Consider the following 24,857-nt stretch of genomic DNA (forward strand, 5'->3'; position numbering starts at 1 on the left):
GATCTATCGTCGTACGACTCGCACCAATGGATCGCCAAGCATGTGGACAACCACCAAAACCCGTAGAGCGCACGTAACCCCTCGCCCGCTCCGCGTTGCCGATCTGACACCGCTTGAACCAAACCATCACCTGCTAGATGCGGTGTTTAACGAGGCGATGTCACGCTGGGGTGGTGGGCGGACACCTGTTATAACATCGGATGGCGCAGCAATCGCGGTTCACGATTGGAGGTTCTTGGACCTTTGGGACGCCGACATCATTTACAGCTATGTTCCTCTGTCCGATGTGCTGCGGGACCGCATCGCATATTCTTTGGCTCCTGGTGTGATCAAGACGCACCCCGTCGTTGAATATCCTCTCGACAGCTATTTCTTCCGCCCCCAGCTCGACAATGTCTGCACGGTGCTTCAGGCGATTTCCATTCTCTCTCGAATGGCTCGGCTGCAGGAGGTACGGGGTGAAGCGGCATTCGAAGTTCTCGACCGAGATTCCGCCTCCGAAGTGCCGAGAGATTTGCGTGAGAGCTTTGGTTTTCTCAGTGATACGTGGACGCGGGGCGTGGAGGCGGTGGAGCCGCCACGAGCTCGCTGATGAATTTCGCTAGTGGTGCGATGTCCTCATTCTGGCTCGCTGCTTCCAGACATTCCATGTACCTGTCCCGTGCCTCGACTGGCACCACCGTCCATGGCAAGCGTGCTTCGGCCATCAGCGCGTTCATTAGAAAACGTCCGGTTCTCCCGTTTCCGTCCGGAAAAGGGTGGATATATGTAAACAGGAATGGAGCAACGATTGCCTTCGCGATCGGATTTGGCTCGCTCTCTATACACTCGAACAACGCGTCCATTGCATCAGCGATGGCGTGGGGCGGGAGCGGTACATGCGACGAACCACGCAAATATACATTGTGGTTTCGGTAGCCCGCCAACTTATAGGCCTCGATCAAACCGGCCTGTACAGACGGGCTGAACATCGCTCGAAACCAATCTTGGTGTCGAACAGACAATAGTTCGCCCGAGTTCGCACCATTAAGAATTTTCCTGATATCGATTTTGACCTCTTCGAAAGCCAAGCGATACCCTTTGGCCGCAAGCGCATTGCGAGCGTCTGCATCCCCAGCATGTTGCTCAGGGTTCCAATCTCCGGATTGAACCCTTTCGATCAGTTCCTCCGAAACGTGGTAGCCTTCGATCGACAAGGAGTTCAGCGCATCAGCTACATAGCGTTCTTCGATCTCGTCCATGTAAGAATCGATATCGTTGAACGCCTTGGTCTCGATATTAGTGCCGCTCAACGCGGTCTGGCTCATCTTTGCCCAAAGAGCCTTAATTCTGGTGGCAGCTGGTGCAGCGGTCCTCTTTTCGTCGAGGACTATATGAGCTGTGTTGTCGAAGGGATTTTCCTCATTGGTCATGTAGCCGGCAGATTTCATTCCCGCCAAGATTTGGTCAGCATCCTTCGCTCGTCCAAGATGACGAAGCGCACCGGCCACCCGACCAGCAATTGAGCTTCTGTTATTGCTTAGTAGAACCCGGAGGAGCGAGTTGCTTCCCCGGATCGAGCCGAGAACCGCGATCACGTCAGTGGCCAATGACGTCCAGCTGTTCTTTGCAAGATTGATGATTGCCTCTTCCTTAGGCATAATCCTTATCCCATCATGTAGCACGACAGGATCAGGCACAGGTATTCTGAGCATAAAGAATGAGGTATCGCCGGGCATGTTGGTGGTTTGATTGTTGGCTTCAGGGCTACGGACAACAACCTGCTTCGCAACAGAAAAGTTTTCTGCCCAAACCGCGGTTGATGTCTCCGCTGATAATACCCATTGGTCGCCAAATCGATCGTTGAGATACCTTTTTAAAAATTCCCAGTAGATAGTACTCCACGCTACGTCGACGCGCCGGCGATCCGAAGGGCGCGAGTTTACGGCGAGCCATCCATTCATGATCGGCTCTATAAATCCGGCCTCCACCAACCGATCTTTATGCACACGGGACAAGCTCTCGCTGCGAAGTACTGAGATCGTTCCCTGTTCGGTGATCCCCCTCAATTGTTTCAGTGATGAAGCTAGAAGTTCGTTTGGGGTGTTCCCAGTTCGCATCGTATCGCCGTCCTTTAGAGGACTTGCACCTCTGCACTAATTCTCTGCATTTTTATAACACTAAGTTAGTGCATTTTTATGGCACTAATTTCCTGTATTTTTATAGCACTAATTTCCTGTATTTTTATAGCACTAATTTTCCGTTTCAGAGGCGGCCAAACCCCATAGAAAGTAGACAGCGAAAAGATGGCGGCCCTCAATCGCCGGCGACTCGCCCCGCAAGTCGGAATGCTATGGCCCGCTGCCCCCTGCTCCTAGGAAACGTCTCCTGCAAAGCCTCATCGAGGTCCTCGTCGAGAACGTTATCGGGCAGTCCTCCGGGAATCAGGAAGAGCAGGTCGTCGACCTCAGGGTTGGTTTCCTTGCCATCGCGGACATCCTGATCCAGCGGTGTACGGGCGTTCATCGTCATACTCCTTTTCGATTGATCGAGGTGACCATTCAATAGCGACCGGTGGAGGACGTCTTGTCTGATCTGACGATGTTCGACGAGCTTGACCTGGTTGTTAGCGGAACAGTTCGAAAGCTCCATGAGTGCTGAGCACGGACATCCGGCTCCGGCTGTACGAGGATACCCACGCGCTTGCGTACCTAAAAGTCTGCCTCGTCGCGATCATTGACAACGTACGTCGCCCAGCACAGATCAACTTAGCTTAGAAATACCCCACCCCACTGAGTTCATGCTCGGCTTGAGTGCGGCTCTTCTTGGTCTTGCATGTTCGATCGCGCTGCTCGCTTCCAACAACTAACGTCAAGGCATTGACGCTGTCTGCGACACGGTGGTGCGTGTGCCGCGCTCATGTTTCGGGCACACGCAGTCAACGCGAATTCGCTAGGTTTTTGCCCCTATCCCCGTGTGCGCGGTACCGTATTGAGCATTGAAAGCTCGCCGCGCACTCCAATGCCGGGTCGCTTCTTAGTGGAAATCGACACTCTACATCGGGGTTCGCCTGCCCGCAGTCGGTTTGCGAATGGCGGTTGAATTCGTGCTCGGCATCGGCTTAGCTTGCTATAACATATTCACAAGCGAGCATCCCATGACATCGACGGCCGACATCATCGTAATCAATGCCCGCGTCCTCACGCTAGATCCCGATCACCCGAGCGCGCAGGCGTTGGCGCTCGGCGCTGGTCAAATCATCGCCGTCGGCACGAACGAGGCGATCGAGGCCCATCGCGGACCATACACCCGGACAATCGACGCTGGCGAGAAAACGGTCCTGCCAGGCTTTTCGGAAAATCACATGCACCTGTTCTCCGGCGCAGCCGAACTGGATCACCTGCAGCTCAAGGGCGTGCTGGGACTGGCCGCGCTGACCGAGACTATCCGGAACTATGCTCAGCATCGGCGTGGGCAGAAGGTGCTCTTTGCCCAAGGCGTCGACTACAATATTCTTGGCCAAGCAGAGCCCCTGACCCGTCAGCATCTTGATTCCATCCTGCCGGATCAACCGCTTGTCCTCTTCGCGCCCGATCACCATACGGCCTGGGCAAACACCGCTTCCCTTGATCTGGTCGGCATTCTCCACGGCGCAGATCTTAGACCTGGCAACGAGGTCGTGATAGGGGCCGACGGGTTGGCCACCGGTGAACTGCGGGAGATGGAAGCCTTCAGCCCGCTTCAGGCCGCCGGCGGTTTCGATCGATACCGGCTGGGGCTCTCAACCGGCGGAGAACCGGAACCCTATCCTGATGACGCACAGTGGGCGCAGGATATTGCCGTGATGCGAACGGGCCTCGCCTATTGTGCGCGCCACGGCATCACGACAGTTCAAAACATGGACGGCAATCTCTATCAGCTGCAGCTCCTCGCGGCGATCGAGAAAGAAGACGGTCATCTGCCCTGTCGCGTGCAGATCCCTTTTCATTTTAAAAACTTCATGTCTCTCGACATGCTGGAGAAAGCCTCAAACATGGCGGCACGCTTCAAGAGCGACTGGCTCTCCTCCGGCCTAGTCAAACTCTTCTACGATGGCGTGATCGAAAGCGGCACCGCCGTCATGGTCGAGCCCTATGCCGACAAGCCCGGCGATTGTGGCGAGGGTCTGTTCACCCCGCAAGCTTTTCGCGCGGTCGCAGTAGAGGCCGATCGGCGGGGCCTGCAAATCGCCGTGCATGCGATCGGAGATGGGGCCGTGCGGGCGGTGCTTGATGGTTACGCGGCAGCGCGTGACGAAAACGGCATGCGCGACAGCCGCCATCGCATTGAACATATCGAGGTTGTGCATCCAGACGATATCACGCGCTTCGCCGAGCTCGGCGTCATCGCCTCCATGCAGCCTCCCCATCCGCCCGGCTGCGCGGGACTGCCTCTGGAGCCGACCATATCGCGCATCGGCAAAGAACGCTGGCCGGTTAGCTACGCCTGGCGCACGCTGAAAGACGCCGGAGCCCATATCTGCTTCGCCTCCGATTGGCCGGTTTCGCCGATCGATCCGCTCGTCGGCCTCAAGGCCGCCGTAACGCGCAAGCGGTGGAGCGACAGCGATCCCGATCAATCCTTCTCACTGTCGGAGGCGCTTGCCGCCTATTGCGTCGAAGGCGCCTATGCCGAGTTCAAGGAGGATCGCAAGGGCATGATCAGGCAGGGCTACCTGGCCGACATCGTCATCCTCGATAGCGACATCGAGGCAATCGACCCCAATGATCTCGACACTATCAAACCGGTCACGACGATCTGCGGAGGATACATTAGTTTTTCCGACTGATAAATATTTTCTACCGTAAGCGTAAAATCTGGTTGTCAACGCCGAACGCGTGTGGTCACCTAGCCAAAAGCCGAAAAGGCGGGAACAGCAGTATCAGCAACCACGAGTGGGCCGCATATGGCGGGATTGAACGCGATTGAGATTCGCAGTGTTTCCAAGGTATTCGGCTTTGGTGAGTATGCATTTTCCGCGGTAGACGACGCATCTGTTGCCATCCGGCAGAACGAGTTTTTCACCCTTCTTGGGCCGTCCGGCTGCGGCAAGACAACCCTCTTGCGCCTGATTGCCGGCTTCGAATACCCCACGTCGGGCGAGATCATGCTCAATGGCGATAACATCGCTTCGATGCCGCCATTCAAGCGACCCATCAACACTGTTTTCCAGAGCTACGCGCTTTTTCCGCATATGACGGTCGCCGAAAACATCGGCTTCGGCCTGACCATGCTTGGGCGCCCCAAGCAGGAGATCCGGGATCGGGTCGCGGCGATGCTAAAGCTGGTGCGCATGGAAGCGCTTGCCAACCGCCGAACAAGCCAGATTTCCGGTGGTCAGCAGCAGCGCGTGGCGCTTGCCCGCGCGCTCGCCCCGCAGCCAAAGGTGCTTCTGCTTGACGAGCCTCTGTCGGCGCTCGACTACAAGCTGCGCAAGGACATGCAGATCGAACTGAAGCGCCTGCAAGCGGAGACAGGGATAACCTTCATTTTCGTCACCCACGACCAGGAAGAAGCGCTGACCATGTCCGACCGCATCGCCGTGATGTCGGCGGGAAAGATCCTGCAGGTCGGCAATCCGCGCGAGATCTACGATGCGCCGAGCGACCGCTTCGTCGCCGACTTCATCGGCGAGACGAATTTTTTGAAGGGACGGATTGGCGCGGTGAATTCAGGGATCGCGGAGGTGGAAACCGCCGCTGCAGGCCGCATTTCGGCGACGATACCAAGCAATTTTTCCGATGATGGGGAGGTCACCCTGGTACTGCGGCCTGAACACGCCTCCCTTTGCACACCGACGGATCATGAACGCTGCCAGATGACCGGCACGCTCGAGACAATTGTCTATTTCGGCACCGATACGCACTACCATGTTCGCCTGGCCGACAACGAAACCATGTTCACGTTGCGCGAGCAGAACAAGCCGCTGCAGGCGGCGCGCTACGCGCAGGGTGACAGGGTCGGCATCGCGATCGAGCCCAATGCCGCCAGGGTGCTGAGGAACTGACATGACCCATGTGGCGGATGTGATCGAAGCGGAAAAGAACCGGGACGTCCGGACACGCTGGCTTCTTTCGCTGCCTGCCCTGCTAATCATCCTCGTGGCCGCGAGCGGGCCGCTTCTGATCGTCGTCGCTTACTCCTTCCTGACACCAGGACCTTATGGCGATGTCGTCTGGGTGCCATCCATTGAGGGCTGGATCAACGTCGCGCTGCAGCAGGACATTTTCGACGGTTCGCTATCCATGGCCGACGCCCATATCTCAATTTTTATCCGCTCGGTCGTCCTGTCGCTTGCCACCACGCTGCTTACGCTCGCCATAGGCTTTCCGACCGCCTACTTCATCGCAACACGCCGAGAGACAACGCGCGAGCTCTGGTTGCTTTTGATCACCATCCCCTTCTGGACGAACCTATTGATCCGCACCTTCGCGATCCTGGAGATCATTCGCAATGAAGGCTTGATCAACGGCTTGCTGATGCGCTTTGGGCTTATCTCGAAGCCGATCCAGATGCTCTTTACCGACGGTGCCATCCTGACAGGCATGGTCTACGTGTACCTGCCGCTGATGGTTTTGCCGCTCTATGCCAGCATGGAGAAGATCGATTTCCGGCTGGTCGAGGCCGGATACGACCTCTACGCCACGCCGTCTAAGGTCCTGCGACGCATCATCATCCCGCTGGTCAAGCCGGGCATTATCGCCGGCTCCATCCTCGTCTTTATCCCCGCGCTCGGTGCCTACGTCACCCCCAGCATCCTCGGCGGCGGCAAGAACCTGATGCTTGGAAACCTGATCGAGCTGCAGTTCGGACAGGGACGTAACTGGCCGCTCGGCTCGGCACTGTCGATCACGTTGATGATGATCGTGATGATCGCCCTGCTCTTTTATGTGCGAAACGCCGGCGGGCAGGAGAACCGGCATGGCTAGATCCTTCTCCATCAGGCGCCAGCGGGGCTTCACCACGATTGCGATGATCTGCTTCGCGGCGCTCTATTTGCCGATCGGCGTTCTCGTCTTTTATTCGTTCAACGCCGGCGAATCGCTCGCTTCGTTTGATGGCATATCGCTCCGCTGGTTTCAGAAGGCTTTCGAAAACAAGCAGGTGATCGACGCATCGCTACGTTCGTTGCAGATCGCCGCAATCGCCGCCGTCGTTTCGACGATCGCAGCGACGATGGCGGCACTGGCGACCACACGGACCGCGCCCTATCGCGGCCTGACAATGAAATATGCCTTCATCAACCAGCCGCTGATGATCCCCGAGATCGTCACCGCAGTGGCGCTTCTGATCTTCTTTGCCCGCATCAAGATCTGGACCGGTTACGCCGGCATCGGCTACCTGATCGCCGCCCATACGGCCTTCTGCATCCCCTTTGCCTACCTGCCAATCCGCGCGCGGCTCGAAAACATGGACCTGACGTTGGAAAAGGCGGCCGCGGATCTCTACGCCACGCCATGGAATGCGTTCAGGTATGTCACGCTGCCGCTGCTGTGGCCGGGCATCCTCGCCGGCTTCATGCTGGCTTTCGTCATCTCGCTCGATGATGTCGTCATTACCGAATTCGTGAAATCCGCAGGACAGGACACGCTTCCGACCTACATGCTCGGCCAAATCCGCCGGTCCATCACGCCTGAAATGAACGCGATCTCGACGCTGTTTCTCGGCCTGTCGATCCTCGTCGTCTCCATCTTCTTTGTCGTCAATCGAAAACGTGCCTGAAAACAAGAGAGGGAACATGCGCATGAAACGGATGACTTCGACAATCGCCCTGGCGGCGGCACTTCTTGGCTCAGCCAGCCTTGCTCACGCCGAGGGCGAGCTCAACATCTACAACTGGGGCAATTACACCAGCCCCGAGATGATCAAGAAGTTCGAGGATAAGTACAAAGTCAAGGTGACGATCACCGACTATGATTCCAACGACACGGCGCTCGCCAAGGTGCGCCAGGGCGGCTCCGGCTTCGACATGGTCGTGCCCTCGCAGAACTACATTCCGATCTGGATTTCCGAGGGTCTGCTGCTTGAGACCGATCCGGACAAGATGGAAAACTTCAAGAACGTGGCCAAGGAATGGGCCAACCCCGATTTCGATCCCGGCCGCAAATATACCGTTCCATGGGCGATGGGCATCGTCGGCACCGTCGTCAATACCGACGTCTACAAGGGTGACATCAACACCTGGGGCATCATCTTCGACACACCCGCCGAGCTGAAAGGCAAGGTCAACGTCGTCCCCGAAATGACCGACGTCATCGACGCGGCCGTCCTCTACAATGGTGGCAAGAAGTGCACCGGCGATCTGGCTGTACTCAAGAAGGTGCGCGACACACTATTGAAAGCCAAGCCCGATTGGGTGGCGATGGAGTACGGCACCATCGAGAAGATGGGTTCGGGCGACTTCGCGGCATCTAGCGACTGGAACGGCTCGGCTTTCCGCCAGCGCCTCAAGAACCCCGCGATCAAGTTCGGCTATCCCAAGGAGGGCTTCGTCAACTGGAGCGACAATCTCTCCGTGCTCAAGGACGCCAAGAACGTCGAGAACGCCAAGCTGTTCCAGAACTTCATGATGGACCCTGAAAACGCCGGCATGAATTCCGGTTTCCATCGCTACGCAAACGGCATCGCCGGCTCCGACAAGTTCATGCCGGAGGACATGAAGGGTGCGCCCGAGATCACCATCCCGGCGGAATTCTCGTCGGTCGGCGTGCCATCCCAGACATGCTCGCCTGATGTCCAGGCGCTCTATACAAAGATCTGGACCGAGCTGCAGAAGTAAGCCCGATATCGGCACCCCGGCCTTGATGGCGTGGGGTGCCACATTTTCCAGCGAATGGATGTTTGCATGAAGACCGTCTTTTCTCCCCGCCATCGCGGCCACGCCAACCAGCTTGAGCTTGTGGCGGGCGATATCGTACCCGGCTTCGAGTTGACGTCACGGGCGGAATATATTGCAGCGCGTGTCGCAGCCGTTGAGCTCGGTGCGATCATCGAGCCGGCGGAGCATGATTTGACGACAGCGGCGCGGGTTCACCGTAGGGATTATCTCGATTTCCTGCCGACGATCTGGAACCGCTGGACCGCGGAAGGTCGCACTGGAACCGCCCTGCCATTTACTTGGCCAACACGGGGTCTGCGCGGTGACGTCGTGCCGGAATTCATCGATGGTCTGCTCGGTTACTACTCCTTCGACGCCGGCTGCGGCATCGTCGAGGGCTCATGGGATGCAATCAAGTCCTCGCATGACGTTGCGCTGACGGCCGCCGGCCTGGTGCAATCGGGCGAACGCGCCGCCTTCGCACTCTGCCGCCCGCCCGGCCACCACGCCGGCGCCGGTTTCATGGGCGGATATTGCTATATCAACAATGCCGCCGTGGCAGCGCAATGGCTGCGCGACAACGGCGCCAAGCGGGTATCGATCCTCGACGTCGACTACCACCACGGCAACGGAACGCAGGAAATCTATTACGCCCGCGACGACGTCCAGGTCATCAATCTGCACGCCGACCCGATGCAGGAATACCCGTATTTTCTTGGTCATGCCGATGAACACGGCATAGGCGCCGGCGAAGGGTTCAACATCAACTACCCCATGCGCTTCGGGACCGACTGGACCAGCTGGAGCCAGTCCATGGAGGACGCTTGCGGCAGACTGCTTTCCTACGCGCCAGATGTGGTGGTCGTTTCGCTTGGCGTCGATACGTTCGAGAAGGACCCGATCAGCAAATTCAAGCTCAGAACCGAGGACTTCCCGAAGATTGGTGCGCGTATCGCAAGGCTCGGTCTTCCGACGCTGTTCGTCATGGAGGGCGGCTATGCTGTCGCGGAAATCGGGGTCAACGGGGTGAGCGTACTCACCGGGTTCGAAGACCTGTAACTGCTGGCGGGGATTGAGTACGAATGTCTGAAGACAAGCCCGTGACAGAAGTCAGTCGTGCAGACGTGACGCTCGCCAACTGGCGCACCGTCCCCTACAGCCGCTGGTCCTTCCAACATGTTAATGAGATCGTCCCCTCAGCGATCATTCCAGGCACGCGCTGCGGAGAAGGCGCCGCGCATATCGGCCTCGATGCGCTATCGAGCATCTCTTTTGCGGGTACAAGAAATGCAACTTCGTCACTGCGGGATTTTCTAAAGGAGAGTGAAACCGACGAACTCGTGGTCATGAAAGACGGGCGCGTTATCGCCGACTGGTCGGCGCCGCATTCTGATCCTTCTGACCCACACATTATATTCTCGGTCTCCAAATCCCTGACCGGATTGCTCGCCGGAATTCTCGCGGACAAGGGCATAGTCTCCTTCGAAAGCCCAATCAGTCGCCATGTGCCCGAGGTCGCCGGTTCAGCTTACGGCGATGCGACGGTGCAGCAACTCTTCGATATGGAAATCTGCGTCGATTTTGTGGAGAGTTATCTCGATACATCGGGCAGCTTCGATCGCTATCGCCGCTCCACCGGATGGAACCCTGAGAAACCCGGCGATCCCGCGCCGGATCTCAAGCGCTTCATTTGCGGTATTGGCAAAGGTGCCGGAGTGCATGGCGAGAGGCACGCTTATCGCTCCCCGAACACCGATCTCGCCGGCATCGTTCTGGAGCGGGCCGCCGGGGCAAGATTCGCAGCGCTGCTCAGCGACCACCTGTGGAAGGCGGCCGGAGCAAAATCGGATGCCATGGTAACCGTCGACCGTGTCGGTACCGCACGCGCAGCAGGCGGCATTTCGGCTACCGCGCGAGATCTCGCACTGGTGGGGGATCTTGTCCGCAGGCGCGGTAACGGGATCGTTTCCGCTGACTTCATCGGCGACCTCTGGTCGCGCAGGCGCCGCGAGGCATGGAAGAAGGGCGACCAGCTGGACCTGTTTCCTGACGGAAGCTATCGCAATTACTGGTACGAGACAGGCGCCGGAGAGCTGGCGGCGATCGGCATTCACGGCCAGTGGATATGGATCGACCCGCAGAGCGAAACAGTGGTCGTCAAGCTGTCATCACAGAGGATGCCCGTCGACCCTGCGCTTGATCAAGCGATTATACGGATGATGCGGGCGATCTGCAGACTATAGCAAACCGCCGGCCACTCAAAATCAGCGGGACGCCAAGCCCTGCAGGTGGTCGGCGCCTTTTTTCGATGCTGACTGGCTCATCGGCAAAGAAAGCTCAGCGATCCCGGGATCCGGCGCCTCGACCCACCGCTCCGGCGAGAAGTACGCCTTGGTGCGGGTTTGCGGCCCTGAACCGGCGGCAACGACAAGCATGAAATTGTAGCTGTCCTGGCTCTCGGTGTCGCGCCTGAAGCTGAAATAGGCTCCGAACCGCTCGTGTTCGAAATCACGAAGACTGCGGATGGGCACCAGCGCATCTTGAAAATCGCTCCACCCTGCCTGGCGAACCAGTGTCTCGAATATCTTCATATGACCGACGTCCAGCTGCCCCTCAGCGTTCGTCGGCGGGCCGACGAGCCGTCCCTTGATTTCCACGATGTCTCCGCTCGAACTACCCTTAACCCTCAGGAATACCGAGTTCAGAGGCCGAACGTCGTTCTTTTTATAAATGCGCTGGAAATAGCATTCGTGGCTGGTGCTGCGCATCGACGGCGCACGCCATTCGCTCGTCCCGATACCGGCATCGCGCAACGCCTTGCAGACGGTCGGCCCGGACACCCGCCACATGCGCAGGAACTGAGCGGCCACTTCTGGTTCAGGGGCTTTGATCAGGCGAATGGGGATCTTCACCTGTTGCGCCGGCGGTGGGGTGGGCGTCGCGACCGGCTCGACAATCATCGGCGGCCGTGGCGGCTCATTGAAGATTTGAATTCCGAAATGGCGAAAGAGGTCTTCGGACCGCTCAGGACCGGCAACAAACAGCGCCGCGGCCAGCAGGCACGGCAGGATGAGGAAGAATATCGACCAGGCCGACCTGCGGATATTATTCCGCAACGGAACATTTACCTGTTCTTGTGATGCATCACTCACCAAATCCATCACCTTCGCGGCTGGATTATAAGTTAAAGCTCATACTCACAATGGTTCAATACATTTCAATTAGCAATCGCTTCTGCGCGAATTCATACTGCAACGCGAAAAAATCATCCGGAAGCACGATCCCCCGCAGGTTCAACGACGGCAATACACCGCCAATCACATCCGCGAGATTGGCCAGCAAGTTAAGAAACTATTTATGAAATCATGAAAATTAGAGGAAGACGATCGTGGCAATGCGGCATTCGAGCGCGTTGCACCCAATGACGTGGTTCAAAGAGTAAATGCTCACGCGCGAGACGGTGCGTAGCAATGCGTATGGAGTATAGCGTATCATGAGTATCAAACACGTCGCGGCAGCCCTTGCCGTTTGCCTTCTTGCCTCACCGGTTCTTGGCGCCGATTTCGGTTCCTATGACCAACCGTCCTCAGGCGGATGGGAAGGTGCTTATGCCGGTGTTCACGGCGGCATGGCCTCCCCCAATCTCAACCCGTTCTCCGGAAACAAGGGTCTTAGCGTCGGCGGACAGGCAGGCTACAACACCATGGTCGGCGGCGCAGTCGTTGGCGGTGAAGTGGAAGCCTCTTATCTCGGCGACAGCCGCGTAAAAGTGGAAGACGGAAAGCTCAAGGAGCGTCACCGCCTGAGCGCAAAAGGCAAGGTCGGCGCACCGATCGACCAGACACTGGTCTACGGCACCGCCGGCTTTGCGATGACCAACTTCCGCGACAACGGCAACATCGCCGGTCCCGACGGTTGGAAGCCAGGCTACATCCTCGGCGCCGGCGTGGAGCAGAAGCTAACGTCGAACGTCTCGGCTCGCGTCGAATACAACTACACGATCACCAACAGCGTCCGCACCTTTTCCAACGGTGTTGGCACGACGGGCAACGTCCACGACCACACGCTGAAGGCTGGCCTCAACGTCAGCTTCTAAGAAATGCAGCGATGGCGCCGGTGGCGGCGCCATCGCCCTCTCGAACGTCTGCGGCGCCTCCTGCGATTTTTGGGGGGCCGGATCGCACAATCTGGCGAAGCGTGGTCAGATGCTTTGCTGGCGGCCACCGCTCGGCGCCTATTGTGTAAATCCCAAACCGGTTTCGCCTTCGCAGGAATGCCCGTGACTAAGCCCGCGGCTCATCGCGGGCGTCTTGGACCTGTGACCACTTCCGCGGCCTGGCCGCCTGCGAGCACTTGTTGATCGGTTCGCCTGAGTACCATATACAACACAAGAGAAAGAGCTATTCGTCGAACACCTTGCCGCTTCGCGCTTCCAGGCGGTAGCGGTGCGCAGGATAGACGAGCCGGGCTGTCGAGACGACCTGGCGGCCAGACCATGTGCGGCGCCGAATGGTCAGACAAGGTTCGCTTTTCAAGATGGTCAGCAGTTTGCACTCCCAGGGCTGCGGCATGGCGGCCTCGACCACGTGCTCGGACCCGCTAAGCGGCGCTGCTGCGACCAGATAGGCATTCGGCGTCTGGGACGAAAAGTCTTGAGTGAGATAATCAGGTGCGGCTGCCGGATTGACGAAGCGATCCTCTATCTGGACCGGCACACCGTTTTCGCTGTGAACGATCAGCGAATGGAAAACCGGCGCACCAATGTCGAGATCAAGTGCGTCCGCAGTCTCTGGAGAGGCTGGTTCTTCAGCGAGTACGATGACTGAGGCCTCGTGCGAATGCCCACGTTCGGCGATCTCCTCGGCGATATTCCGGACTTCGAACAGGGGTGAATAGCCCTTGCGCTCCGCCACGAACGAGCCCACGCCTTGGATACGCACGAGCTCGCCCTCCGCTGCGAGCTCACGTAGCGCGCGGTTCGCCGTCATCTTGCTGACGCCGAGATCGGTCACCAGTTCATTTTCGGAAGGCACGCGGAATTTCGGAGGCCACTCGCCGCTCTGGATACGGTCAAGAATCATCTGCTTGACACCGACATAGAGAGGCGAGCTATCGTTCTGTGCCAGTTCACGCTTCATCTCGCTGGAATGCTTCATTGCCTATTCCTTTTGCACGAATGAAATCCGCCCATTCAATCGACTTTCTTCTTGCATAACACAAATTATCACATATGGTACCCTATACAACCACCTGATCACCCTCATCTTTAAAGGATGACAGGCAAGCCGGCACAGATCGGCATCAAACAGCCGCAAGGCCATCGATAACCTCAGAGGAGATCTCTATGAAACTCGCAGCCATTCTTCTTTCCAGCGCAGTTGCGCTTTCCGGCCTGGTCGCTCCCGTTTGCGCCAAGGACTGGAAGACCGCCACCATCACGCTCGAAGGCGCCTATGCCCCGTGGAACATGACCAATGCCGACGGCACGCTCGGCGGCTTTGAGCCTGAACTGGCAAAAGTTCTGTGCGAACGCGCCAAGATCGAGTGCACCCTCGTGGCCTCGGATTGGGACGGCATGATCCCGGCGCTGAATGCCGGTAAGTTCGATGTCATCATGGACGCACTCTCGATCACCGAGGAGCGTAAGCAGATCATCGACTTCACGGTACCCTATGCCGCGACGCCAGCCGCTTTCGCAACCGCCAAGGACAGCCCGCTTGCCAATGCCGCAGGCACAGGCGCCACGATCAAGATGACGCCCGGCCAGACCGGCGTAAAGGAAATCGACGCGCTCAAGGAAGCCTTCAAGGGCAAGACGATCGGCATTCAGGCGGCCACCGTCTATGCGAAGTTCGTCTATGACAACTTTGGCGACATCGCCCAGATCCGCGAGTACAAGACGGGGGCCGATCGCGACCTCGACCTGCAGAACGGACGCATCGATCTCGGCTTCGACGACGCGGTTTACTTCAACAGCGCATTTGAAACGGCTGGCGGCGCACTCGCCTTTACCGGTCCCGAAATCATCGGACCGATCTGGGGCGAAGGTGAAGGGCTTGGCATCCGCAAGGCCGATACAGACCTTCGCGACAAGTTCAGCGAAGCGATCAAGTCGGCGCTTGCCGATGGTACCGTGAAGACCCTTTCGATGAAGTGGTTCAAGGTCGACGTCAGCCCGCAGCAATAAAGCCGTCGGCAAACACAATTCGGTCTCCGGCTCCAGCCGGAGACCGCATGTCTGACAACGTCGATCGAACGACGCACGCGGGGAACGCGCCATGGCATCACTGTCACTGATTGGATTCGGCTCTGGTGGATGGGGCGCGCTGCTGCTTTTTGCCGCCTTCATCACCCTGTGCGTAACGGCGACAGCGCTGATGATCGGTGCGGTGATCGGCACGATCGTCGCTGCGGCGAAACTGTCCGGTAACCTGGTGCTCGCCACGCTCGGCAATATCTACACGACCGTTTTTCGCGGGGTGCCCGAGCTTTTGATCATCTACCTGATCTATTTCGGCGGCTCCTCGGCCGTCACCTCGATCGGCAAGGCAATGGGCTACGATGGCTTCCTCGGCATGCCGTCGTTTATCGCGGGCGCATTGGCCGTCGGCATAATCTCGGGCGCCTATCAAGCCGAAGTGTTTCGGGGTGCATTTCAGGCAATTTCCAAGGGAGAACTCGAGGCAGCATCGGCGATCGGGATGCATCGCGCCTTGCGTTTCCGTCGCATCATCATGCCCCAGGTCTTTCGCTTCGCCATTCCCGGCATAGGCAATGTGTGGCAGTTGAGCCTGAAGGATTCAGCGCTGATTTCCGTTACCGGCCTTGCCGAGCTGATGCGTACCAGCCAGGTCGCAGCGGGCTCGACGCGACAGTACTTCCTCTTCTTCATCGTCGGCGGAATTCTCTATCTGGTCCTGACCAGCCTGTCGGACCGCGTCTTCAACGGCGCCGAACGACGCGCCAACCGCAGCATGCCGACGGCGGCAATGGGAAAGGCATAAGGACAAGCACATGGACATCGCCTTTCTCACTCAAACCATGCTCACACTTTTGAAAGCAGTCCCGACCACACTGGCGCTGTTTTCGGTATCAGTTGTGTCTGGTTGCCTCCTTGCGCTGCTGATCGTGTGGATGCGTGTTGGCGGAAACCCGGTTCTGTCCGCCTTTGCCAAAGGCTACATCTTCGTCTTTCGCGGATCGCCCCTGCTGATCCAGATGTTCCTGATTTTCTACGGCCTCGGCCAGTTCGGCTTCATCCGCTACTCATTCCTCTGGCCTTTCTTGCGCGAACCCTTCATCTGCGCCGTGCTTTCGCTGGCATTGTGCACCGCCGGTTACTCGGCCGAGATTTTCCGAGGCGGCATTCGCGCAGTTTCGCCGCGCGAAATCGAAGCGGCCCGTTCGATCGGCATGTCCGGCTTTCTGCTCGTGCGCCGCATTCTGGCACCGATTGCATTCCGCCATGCCCTTCCCGCCTATTCCACTGAAATCGTATTGATGATGAAATCGACGGCGCTAGCTAGCCTCGTCACTGTCTGGGAAGTAACAGGCGTTGCACAAAGGCTAATTTCGCAGACCTACCGGACGATGGAAGTCTTCCTTTGTGCAGCCATCATCTACCTCGTCCTGAATTTCCTAATCCTGCAGGCCATGGCCTTGCTTGAGTATTCGCTTTCGCGACATCGCCGCGCGCCGCCGCCCGCGCTGAAGGCATAAGAGCAAAACCAAACCAATGGAGCATCCATGCCCGGCGTAACCCGACTTTCGGTCCGCAACATCCGCAAGAGCTTCGGCATCCACGAGGTCCTGCGCGGCATCTCGCTTGATGCCCAGGATGGCGACGTCATCTCGCTGCTCGGCGCTTCCGGCTCCGGCAAATCGACATTCCTGCGCTGTATCAACCTGCTGGAAACCGCGACCGATGGCGAGATCTGGGTCGACGGCGAACAGATCCGGATGATCCACAAGGGTGGCAAGAGCAGACCTGCAAGCCACAAGCAGGTCGACCACATCCGCTCCGAACTCGGCATGGTGTTCCAGTCCTTCAATCTGTGGTCTCACATGACGATCCTGCAGAACATCATTGAGGGGCCGGTGCATGTCCTGAAGCGCCCGCGTTCCGAGTGCATCGCCGAGGCCGAAGCCCTGCTTGAAAAGGTCGGCATCGCCGACAAGCGCCATGCCTATCCGGCCCATCTGTCAGGCGGCCAGCAACAGCGCGCGGCAATCGCCCGCGCACTCGCCATGAGGCCGAAGGTTATGCTGTTCGACGAGCCGACGTCAGCCCTCGACCCCGAACTCGTCGGCGAGGTGCTGCGCGTCATGCGCGCACTTGCCGAAGAGGGCATGACCATGCTGGTCGTCACCCATGAAATGAGCTTTGCCCGAAACGTCTCGAACCGGGTCGTGTTCATGCGCGAAGGTGTCGTCGATAGCAGCGGCACACCGGACGAAATGTTCGGCGGCGGCGGATCACCGGCATTCCGACAGTTCATCGGCCACTTCGGAACCGGCCAATGACAATCGTTCTCGATAGCGTCCTTGGCTGGCGGGATATCGCCCGTATCGCCGAAGGAGAAACGTTGGCGCTCTCGCATGCCGCCTGGCAACGGGTGCACAACGCCTGTCTTATCGTCGAGCGGATCGTTTCGACCGGCGTTCGGGCGTATGGCGTCAACACCGGCGTCGGCGCGCTTTCCGATACAGTGGTCGATCGCCAGTCGCAAAGCCGTTTGTCGCGCAACATCGTTCTCAGCCATGCCTGCGGGGTCGGAGACCGGCTGGCGCCGCGTGAAGTACGCGCCATCATCGCGGCCCAGATCGCCAATTTCAGCCACGGTCATTCGGGTGTGCGGCCCGAAATCCTGCGCTATCTCTTGGCGTTCATTGAGCGGGACTGCATCCCAGATGTGCCCGCCAAGGGGTCGGCGGGCTATCTCACGCACAACGCCCACACAGCACTCGTACTCATTGGCGAGGGTAGCGCACGCCTCGGTGGGAAACCGATGTCTGGCCGCGAGGCGCTTGCAGCGCTCGATTTTGCTCCGCTCGTGCTCGGCGCAAAGGAGGGCTTGAGCCTCGTCAATGGCACCGCTTGCGCGACCGGCCTTTCGAGCGTGGCGCTTTCGCGCGCCGAGCGGTTGCTCGATTGGGCGGACGCCATTGCCGCGCTGACGCTTGAAGCCGTCGGTTGCCAGATGGCGGCGTTCGATGCGGATGTGCTGGCACTGCGACATTCGAAGGGCGTTCAGGACGTGGGCGAGCGGCTGCGCAGGTATCTCGCGGGCAGCGCCCTCATCGAGGCAGCGCACGGTAAGCGTACACAGGATGCGCTCAGCCTCAGATCCGTGCCACATGCCCACGGAGCCGCGCGCGACGTGTTCGACACGTCCTGCGCCATTGTCGATCGCGAGCTCGCCTCGGTCACCGACAACCCCGCAGTAGCAGGGACACCTGACGCCCCTGTCGTTTCCTCGCAAGCACATGCGGTGGCGCCGGCCCTTGGCCAGGCGGCCGACAGCCTCGGTATCGCACTCGCACAGGTCGCGGCCATGAGCGAGCGGCGTACGGATCGCCTCGTCAACCCCCTGGTCAGCGGCCTGCCTTCGTTTCTGGCAAGCGATGCCGGAAGCAATTCCGGCTTTATGATCGCGCAGTACACTGCGGCCGCGCTGAGCAATGAAAACCGCCGGCTAGCCGCACCTGCATCACTGGATGGAGGGCTGACATCGGGCCTGCAGGAAGATTTTCTTGCCCACCCGACCGCGGCCGCAAACAAGCTTCTGTCGATCATCGACAACGCTGAATACATACTCGCAATCGAACTGATGGCCGCAGCTCAGGCGCATGATCTTGTGTCGTCAACGGCGCGGCGCAGCATCGGCACCAACATGATCCACGCCGCCGTTCGAAAGGTCGTCTCCCACTATGCCGACGACCGGGCGCTATCGCTCGATATGGAGCAGGTGCGGGCGCTGATCCGGCACATGCCACCGCCTGTCGCCTGAAGGAATAACCATGACTGCTCAATATGATGTTGCCATTGTCGGGCTTGGCGCCATGGGGAGTGCGGCCGCAGCTTTCCTGGCCGCACGCGGTGTAAAGGTGATTGGCATCGACGCGTATCAACCCGCGCATGCCCTTGGCTCATCACATGGCGACAGCCGTTTGATCCGCCTCGGCTACTTCGAAGATCCCTCCTATGTGCCCCTTCTACAACGCGCCTATCAAAACTGGCGCGCACTCGAGGCGAGACTGCGGGAGAATGTGCTCGAGATAACGGGCGTCCTGCAGATCGGATTTCCAGATAGCAAGATCGTCAGCGGAACGCGAGCTTCCTGCGCCATGCATGGCCTGGCGCATGAGGTGCTAGATCGCGACGAGACAGCCCGCCGCTTTCCGGTTTTTCAGCTAGATCAGGGTGAAGTCGCCATTCTTGATCCACAAGGCGGTTATTTGCGTCCGGAGGCAGCAGTCACGGGCTACCTGAAGCTCGCCTCAAATGACGGCGCCGTGCTCCATTTCGGCGAACGCGTGACATCGATCGACCACGACGATGCAGGCGTCACCATCCGATCAGCCGAAGGAAGCTATCGCTCACGCAAGGTGATTGTCGCCACCGGATCGTGGATTTCGGAACTTGTGCCGGAGCTGCGAGAGCATGCCGTTCCTATCCGCCAGGTCGTCGCATGGTACCAGCCACGCGATAGCTTCGTCACGCAACCCCGACGCATGCCATGCTTCCTGCGCGATGAGGGTGACGAAGGATCCTATTTCGGCTTTCCCGCCATCGGCCGGGACGGCGTCAAAGTTGGCCGACATGCGCATTTCCGCGAGCCGATCGACCCGAACCAGCCGAACCCGCCGGTCAACGATACAGACACCTCCTTGCTAGACGGCTTTATCGGCAAGCGTCTGCCGGCCGCGGCCGGCCTGCGCGCCAACGCCACCACATGCCGCTACACGATGCTGCCGAGCGAGGATTTCCTGCTCGACCTCGCGCCAACCAGCTCCAAAATCGTTGTTGCCTCACCCTGCTCGGGGCACGGCTTCAAGTTTACGAGCGTGGTCGGCGAAATCCTTGCCGATCTCGCACTTGACGGCGGCAGCAAGCTTCCGATTGGCGCTTTTTCCTTCGATGCCATGCGGCGGTATCTGGGTAGAACAGTCCTCTAGCCAAAGCCATAGGCGGCCCGCGCCTCAAGACATTCGGCGTCGCCGGGAAGGCAGTCGCGACACACTTGTGGCCTGATTTCGTAGACCAGGCACGATGTACCGGAGCCAACAGTGCCATCCAGGGCCGAGCACCGGTTGTCATGGCAGCGCATACCCGATTGGTCATCTGCAACGAAGCGGGCGGGCAAGCGATCGAGATCGGCGTCCGGCTCGGTCGAAAATCGCGGCCAGCTCGACGAATACGAACAGCAGGCACCGCAAGTCTGGCAGTCGAAATCGGCTGGAATGATCATCGTCGCTTTCTTTTTTAGAGATTATTGACCCCAGGATGCACCGCGACTTTGTCGATTTTGGCACGACTGGCGCCTTTCACCCGCCAAATCGCTCCCCACAGCAGCCAATCCACCGGCCGAAATCCATCTTTCCTACAAATCAGGTGACTTCCACGCATGCTGGTAGTTGAAGGACGCGTCACAGCACTATAGGTTCGCCTCGCCATTGCAAGCAAAACACTTAAAAGGGAATATCCATGCCTGAGGGTACTGTAAAATTCTTCAACGAGGACAAGGGCTTCGGTTTCATCACGCCAGAGAACGGCGGAACCGACGTTTTCGTTCACATCACGGCCCTGCCACGCGGCGCATCGCTTCGCGAAGGCGACAAGGTCAGCTTCGATCTTGGCCAGGACCGCAAGACCGGCAAGTCGAAGGCTGAGAACGTCTCCATCCTCTGATTGAGCGTTTGAAGGTCTAGCCGGCCGCCGCGCGCAGCGGGCTAGACCACCTCTCCGCCATTGCAACGCCTGGAGCTGCGCGCCAAGCTGCCACTAATGATAAAAAGAGGTGAGATAGAAAGTCACAATCCAAGCGAATAACGTAAGTATACCGAGGACCATTATTAAAAAACGCAACTGCTGCTCCACGCAATTTCATGCCATTCTGGGAACAAATACGCAGCAGACGTCGGTCTAGTTTTATTCCCCATTAACTTTTTTGTTCAGATAAGACCCCCAGCCTACTTGCTGAGAGCAGCTCGTCGAGCAACCTCGATCACCAGGCCGGAAACGGGTCTTCGAGCTCCGACCAATCATGTGGATTGGCACTGGCGAGACAGCCGTCGAGCGCCGAGCGGATACCGCTTTCGTCCATATCGACACCGATGAAGACCAGCTCCTGCCGCCGATCGCCCCAGGCGTCGTCCCATTGGCTTCGCATCTGCTCCTGGAATTGCGGGTGCTCGGGCCAATCCTCACGCGGAACGGTAGCCCACCAGAACCCCATGGGTTCGCACCTTCGCTGTATCCCCGCGGCCGACATAAGCCCAACATGAAGCGGGCGTGTCGCGAGCCAGAAATGGCCTTTGGCGCGAACGACGCCAGGCCATGGGGCATCGAGAAAGGCGACGAGCCTGCCGGGATCGAAAGGCCGTCTGGCCCGGTAGACGAAACTCTTGACCCCATACTCCTCGGTCTCCGGAACATGCGTCTCCGGCTGATACAGCTCTTTGTACCAAAGCGGGTTCTCCGCTGCCTTCTCCTCATCGAAAAGCCCCGTGTTGAGGATGGAGTTGAGCGGCAGCCGGCCGTAATCCACCTCTATCTGGCGCGCCTGCGGGTTGAGCGCAGCCACCACCTTGCGCACATCAGCCCTCTGGTCTTCACTTGCATCGGCGATCTTGTTGATCACCACGACGTCGGCGAATTCGATCTGGTCCACAAGGAGATCGACCAGCGTGCGCGTATCCTCATTGTCCCGCTGAAGCCCGCGGTCACTCAGAAGATCCGCGCGGCTGTACTCGTTGAGAAGATTGGCGGCATCGACAACGGTCACCATCGTATCGAGCGTCGCGAAATCAGACAGCGAAAAGCCGTTCTCGTCGCGAAACGAGAATGTAGCCGCGATCGGTCGTGGCTCGGCGATACCGGTCCCTTCGATCAGCAGATAGTCATAGCGTCCGCCCTGCGCCAATTGCCGCACCTCCGTCAGCAAATCGTCGCGCAAGGTGCAACAGATACACCCATTGCTGAGTTCGATCAGGGTCTCGGTCGTGTGCGAAAGGTTGCAGCCGCTGTTTCGGATCAGGCTGGCATCGATATTGACGTCGCTCATGTCGTTGACAATCACAGCAACGCGCAGCCCGTCGCGGTTTGTCAAAACATGCGTCAGGAGCGTTGTTTTGCCCGCACCAAGAAACCCGGCCAGCACCGTCACAGGCAGTTTCCTGATCTCGCCTTGCGCGCTTTCCTGGCTCCGCTCAGGCGAGGCTGCCATCACCCTGTCCAGCATCGTCTTTGTCTATGCCTCGCTTGATCGCCCATATTCCGCCCTATGCTGCCAGTGGCTTGAAGACAACGTCGGCCCAGTAGTTCGCCGAATCGTAGGTTGCGTTCGGGAAGATGCCTGACGTCGCAGATCCACCATAGGCATAGACGCCGTTGCCGCCCGCCAAGGCGCTAGACAGCGCGCTCAGCGGCCCATTGCTAACAGAGTTGGCGAAGAAGCCATCGCTCGCAACATAGGCACCAGTGGTATGGTAGGCCGCGATGTAAGTCGTATTGGCTGCGATCGAAACCTCTGTTGCAAAATTCACCGTCTGCCAGCCGCTTCCGGTGGTTCCGGAGTAGGTCGCCGTGGCAAGCTTCGTGCCTGTCGAACTCCAGAGATCGACGACGTTCTGACCGTTGTCATTGGCACTGCGATAGAACTTGATGCCGGTGATCGTGCCAGCGACATTCGACTGGAACTTTACCCCAAGCTCGAGCTGTGCCCCATCATTGAGGTTGGTCTGCGCCGGCGTGCTGGATGCGGTAAACAGGCTGTAGGTGGTCGGTGCCGTCGTAGCCGCGATGTTGAAAGTCTCGCTGGTAGCCAGACCGCCGAGGTCGGTGGCAGTCACCCGCACGCTGGTCGTGCCTGATGCCGTCGGCGTACCACTGAACGTGCGCGTTGCCGCATTGAAGCTCAGCCAGGACGGCAGCGCCGAACCATCAGCGAGGGTCGAGCTGTAGGTCAACGTGTCGCCGTTATCGATGTCGGTAAAGGTATTGGCCGGCAGCACCAGCGAGAACGCCGTGCCAACGGTGGCATTTTGCGCCGCCGTCTGCGCCGCCAGAACCGGTGCATCATTGGCGCCATGGATGGTGATCGTCAGCGTCGAGGAGGCCGTGGCTCCGGCCGCATCGCGCATCGTGTAGTTGAAGACCTCGCTCAACGTATTGGTCGACAGCCGCAGCGCCTGAACCGCCGCGCTGTTTTCGTTGATCGTGTAGGTGTAGGTGCCGGCAGCGTTCAAGACGAGGCTGCCATAAGTGCCGTTGAGTGCCGTGCCGAGCGTGCCCGCTGTCGCACCGAAGCTCACCGCGCTAACCGTCTTGGTGTCACCTGCATCGGGATCTGTATCGTTGGTGAGCACGTTTCCGGTAGCAGCAAGACCACCGGACGCATTGCCGATGCCGCCCTTTTCCGTCGCGTCACCCGTATCGGCAACTGCCGTCGGCGTCGTATTGCCGGGAACCGACACAGCGATGTTGAAGGTCTCGCTGGTAGCCAGACCGCCAAGATCGGTGGCAGTCACCCGCACGCTGGTCGTGCCTGATGCCGTCGGCGTACCACTGAAGGTGCGCGTTGCCGCATTGAAGCTCAGCCAGGACGGCAGCGCCGAACCATCAGCGAGGGTCGAGCTGTAGGTCAACGTGTCGCCGTTATCGACGTCGGTAAAGGTATTGGCCGGCAGCACCAGCGAGAACGCCGTGCCAACGGTGGCATTTTGCGCCGCCGTCTGCGCCGCCAGAACCGGTGCGTCGTTGGCGCCGTGGATTGTGATCGTCAGCGTCGAGGAGGCCGTGGCGCCGGCCGTATCGCGCATCGTGTAGTTGAACACCTCGCTCAGCGTATTCGTCGACAGTCGCAGCGCCTGCACCGCCGCATTGCTTTCGTTGATCGTATAGGTGTAGGTGCCGGCCGCGTTCAAGACGAGGCTGCCATAGGTGCCGTTGAGTGCCGTGCCGAGCGTGCCCGCTGTCGCACCGAAGCTCACCGCGCTGACGGTCTTGGTGTCACCTGCATCGGGATCTGTATCGTTGGTGAGCACGTTTCCGGTGGCGGCAAGACCACCGGACGCATTGCCGATGCCACCCTTTTCCGTCGCGTCACCCGTATCGGCAACCGCCGTCGGCGCTGTGTTCGCCGGCGCCGAACCCGTGTTGAACACGACGTCGACCCAGTAGTTGGACGAGCCGTAGGTGGCATTCGGGAAGATACCCGCTGCAGCGGATCCGCCATAGGCGTAGACGCCATTGCCGCCGGCCGTCGAGTTGGACAGAGCCGTCAGGGGGCCGCTGGTCACCGCGTTTGTGAAGTAATTGCCGGTCGCCACATAAGTGCCAGTTGTGTGATATGAGGCAATATAGGTGGTGTTGGCCGAGATGGAGACGGCGGTCGTGAAGTTCACCGTCTGCCAGCCGCTTCCGGTGGTTCCGGAGTAGGTCGCCGTGGCAAGCTTCGTGCCTGTCGAACTCCAGAGATCGACGACGTTCTGACCGTTGTCATTGGCACTGCGATAGAACTTGATGCCGGTGATCGTGCCAGCGACATTCAACTGGAACTTTACCCCAAGCTCGAGCTGTGCCCCATCATTGAGGTTGGTCTGCGCCGGCGTGCTGGATGCGGTAAACAGGCTGTAGGTGGTCGGTGCCGTCGTAGCCGCGATGTTGAAAGTCTCGCTGGTAGCCAGACCGCCGAGATCGGTGGCAGTCACCCGCACGCTGGTCGTGCCTGATGCCGTCGGCGTACCACTGAAGGTGCGCGTTGCCGCATTGAAGCTCAGCCAGGACGGCAGCGCCGAA

Annotated in this window: 23 protein-coding genes; 16 read left to right on the forward strand and 7 right to left on the reverse strand. The window is 59.0% G+C overall.

Translation table 11 applies throughout. The features are described 5' to 3' along the window. Positions 1–40 precede the first annotated feature (40 nt). Positions 41–592: a hypothetical protein gene (locus QTL96_RS14425; RefSeq protein WP_289728136.1), complete on the forward strand. Its 552-nt coding sequence runs from the start codon at positions 41–43 to the stop codon at positions 590–592. Here QTL96_RS14425 and QTL96_RS14430 read toward each other — a convergent pair. Both QTL96_RS14430 and QTL96_RS14435 read right to left on the reverse strand, forming a co-directional pair. Further along, a complete protein-coding gene (locus QTL96_RS14430; protein ID WP_289728137.1) occupies positions 537–1,943 on the reverse strand; it encodes a Fic family protein in 1,407 nt (468 codons plus the stop codon). The genes QTL96_RS14425 and QTL96_RS14430 overlap by 56 nt on opposite strands. A gap of 352 nt (positions 1,944–2,295) precedes the next feature. Next, positions 2,296–2,505 carry a hypothetical protein gene (locus QTL96_RS14435; RefSeq protein ID WP_289728138.1) on the reverse strand — a complete coding sequence of 70 codons (210 nt, stop codon included), beginning with the start codon at positions 2,503–2,505 and terminating at the stop codon, positions 2,296–2,298. A 631-nt stretch (positions 2,506–3,136) separates the two neighbouring features. Between QTL96_RS14435 and QTL96_RS14440 the strand changes: the two genes are divergently transcribed. From QTL96_RS14440 to QTL96_RS14470, 7 genes are all read left to right on the forward strand, one after another. Then, entirely contained in the window at positions 3,137–4,807 is a 1,671-nt protein-coding gene (locus QTL96_RS14440; RefSeq protein ID WP_289728139.1) for an amidohydrolase, read from the forward strand. Between the two features lie 117 nt (positions 4,808–4,924). Continuing rightward, entirely contained in the window at positions 4,925–6,025 is a 1,101-nt protein-coding gene (locus tag QTL96_RS14445; RefSeq protein ID WP_112944129.1) for an ABC transporter ATP-binding protein, read from the forward strand. A 1-nt stretch (position 6,026) separates the two neighbouring features. Then, entirely contained in the window at positions 6,027–6,947 is a 921-nt protein-coding gene (locus QTL96_RS14450; RefSeq protein WP_112822743.1) for an ABC transporter permease, read from the forward strand. Next, positions 6,940–7,740 (forward strand): ABC transporter permease, encoded by an 801-nt coding sequence (locus QTL96_RS14455; protein ID WP_289728140.1) that lies wholly within the window; start codon positions 6,940–6,942, stop codon positions 7,738–7,740. Before QTL96_RS14450 ends, QTL96_RS14455 begins: the two co-directional genes overlap by 8 nt. 22 nt (positions 7,741–7,762) lie before the next feature. Then, positions 7,763–8,797 carry an extracellular solute-binding protein gene (locus QTL96_RS14460; protein ID WP_289728141.1) on the forward strand — a complete coding sequence of 345 codons (1,035 nt, stop codon included), beginning with the start codon at positions 7,763–7,765 and terminating at the stop codon, positions 8,795–8,797. 66 nt (positions 8,798–8,863) lie between these two features. Then, positions 8,864–9,895, forward strand: coding sequence for a histone deacetylase family protein (locus QTL96_RS14465; protein ID WP_289728142.1), 1,032 nt, complete (start codon positions 8,864–8,866; stop codon positions 9,893–9,895). A 23-nt stretch (positions 9,896–9,918) separates the two neighbouring features. Then, positions 9,919–11,079, forward strand: coding sequence for a serine hydrolase (locus tag QTL96_RS14470; RefSeq protein ID WP_289728143.1), 1,161 nt, complete (start codon positions 9,919–9,921; stop codon positions 11,077–11,079). Between the two features lie 21 nt (positions 11,080–11,100). Here the strand turns inward: QTL96_RS14470 and QTL96_RS14475 are convergent, their stop codons facing one another. Continuing rightward, positions 11,101–11,988, reverse strand: coding sequence for a DUF6030 family protein (locus QTL96_RS14475; protein WP_289728144.1), 888 nt, complete (start codon positions 11,986–11,988; stop codon positions 11,101–11,103). Positions 11,989–12,329: 341 nt separating this feature from the next. On the opposite strand from QTL96_RS14475, the gene QTL96_RS14480 reads away from it, so the two are divergent. Further along, positions 12,330–12,932 carry an outer membrane beta-barrel protein gene (locus QTL96_RS14480; RefSeq protein ID WP_112944134.1) on the forward strand — a complete coding sequence of 201 codons (603 nt, stop codon included), beginning with the start codon at positions 12,330–12,332 and terminating at the stop codon, positions 12,930–12,932. A 304-nt stretch (positions 12,933–13,236) separates the two neighbouring features. Here the strand turns inward: QTL96_RS14480 and hutC are convergent, their stop codons facing one another. Beyond that, positions 13,237–13,992 (reverse strand): histidine utilization repressor, encoded by a 756-nt coding sequence (gene hutC / locus QTL96_RS14485; RefSeq protein ID WP_289728145.1) that lies wholly within the window; start codon positions 13,990–13,992, stop codon positions 13,237–13,239. A gap of 188 nt (positions 13,993–14,180) precedes the next feature. Between hutC and QTL96_RS14490 the strand changes: the two genes are divergently transcribed. The 6 genes from QTL96_RS14490 (at position 14,181) to solA (ending at position 20,014) form a co-directional block, all read left to right on the forward strand. After that, complete coding sequence (locus tag QTL96_RS14490) at positions 14,181–15,023, forward strand: transporter substrate-binding domain-containing protein (RefSeq protein ID WP_289728146.1); 843 nt, start codon at positions 14,181–14,183, stop codon at positions 15,021–15,023. A gap of 91 nt (positions 15,024–15,114) precedes the next feature. Then, the gene (locus tag QTL96_RS14495; protein WP_113012167.1) at positions 15,115–15,840 is read left to right on the forward strand and encodes an ABC transporter permease subunit; all 726 of its coding nucleotides are present in this window, start codon (positions 15,115–15,117) and stop codon (positions 15,838–15,840) included. 10 nt (positions 15,841–15,850) lie between these two features. Then, positions 15,851–16,555, forward strand: coding sequence for an ABC transporter permease subunit (locus QTL96_RS14500; RefSeq protein ID WP_289728147.1), 705 nt, complete (start codon positions 15,851–15,853; stop codon positions 16,553–16,555). A gap of 27 nt (positions 16,556–16,582) precedes the next feature. Continuing rightward, the gene (locus QTL96_RS14505; RefSeq protein WP_289728148.1) at positions 16,583–17,359 is read left to right on the forward strand and encodes an ATP-binding cassette domain-containing protein; all 777 of its coding nucleotides are present in this window, start codon (positions 16,583–16,585) and stop codon (positions 17,357–17,359) included. Continuing rightward, a complete protein-coding gene (hutH, locus tag QTL96_RS14510; protein WP_289728149.1) occupies positions 17,356–18,846 on the forward strand; it encodes a histidine ammonia-lyase in 1,491 nt (496 codons plus the stop codon). Before QTL96_RS14505 ends, hutH begins: the two co-directional genes overlap by 4 nt. A 10-nt stretch (positions 18,847–18,856) precedes the next feature. Continuing rightward, positions 18,857–20,014 (forward strand): N-methyl-L-tryptophan oxidase, encoded by a 1,158-nt coding sequence (solA, locus tag QTL96_RS14515; protein WP_289728150.1) that lies wholly within the window; start codon positions 18,857–18,859, stop codon positions 20,012–20,014. Here solA and QTL96_RS14520 read toward each other — a convergent pair. Then, positions 20,011–20,307 (reverse strand): YkgJ family cysteine cluster protein, encoded by a 297-nt coding sequence (locus QTL96_RS14520; protein WP_112944135.1) that lies wholly within the window; start codon positions 20,305–20,307, stop codon positions 20,011–20,013. The genes solA and QTL96_RS14520 overlap by 4 nt on opposite strands. A gap of 236 nt (positions 20,308–20,543) precedes the next feature. Here QTL96_RS14520 and QTL96_RS14525 point away from each other — a divergent pair, with 236 nt between their 5' ends. Next, entirely contained in the window at positions 20,544–20,747 is a 204-nt protein-coding gene (locus tag QTL96_RS14525) for a cold-shock protein (RefSeq protein ID WP_018896919.1), read from the forward strand. Between the two features lie 316 nt (positions 20,748–21,063). Here the strand turns inward: QTL96_RS14525 and QTL96_RS14530 are convergent, their stop codons facing one another. Next, positions 21,064–22,284, reverse strand: a complete 1,221-nt coding sequence (locus QTL96_RS14530) for a GTP-binding protein (RefSeq protein WP_289728151.1) — start codon at positions 22,282–22,284, stop codon at positions 21,064–21,066. Between the two features lie 55 nt (positions 22,285–22,339). After that, positions 22,340–24,857: DUF4082 domain-containing protein (locus QTL96_RS14535; RefSeq protein WP_289728152.1), on the reverse strand; the 2,518-nt coding region annotated here is incomplete at its 5' end.

Source organism: Rhizobium sp. S163 (genome assembly GCF_030380805.1).
Lineage (GTDB): Bacteria > Pseudomonadota > Alphaproteobacteria > Rhizobiales > Rhizobiaceae > Rhizobium.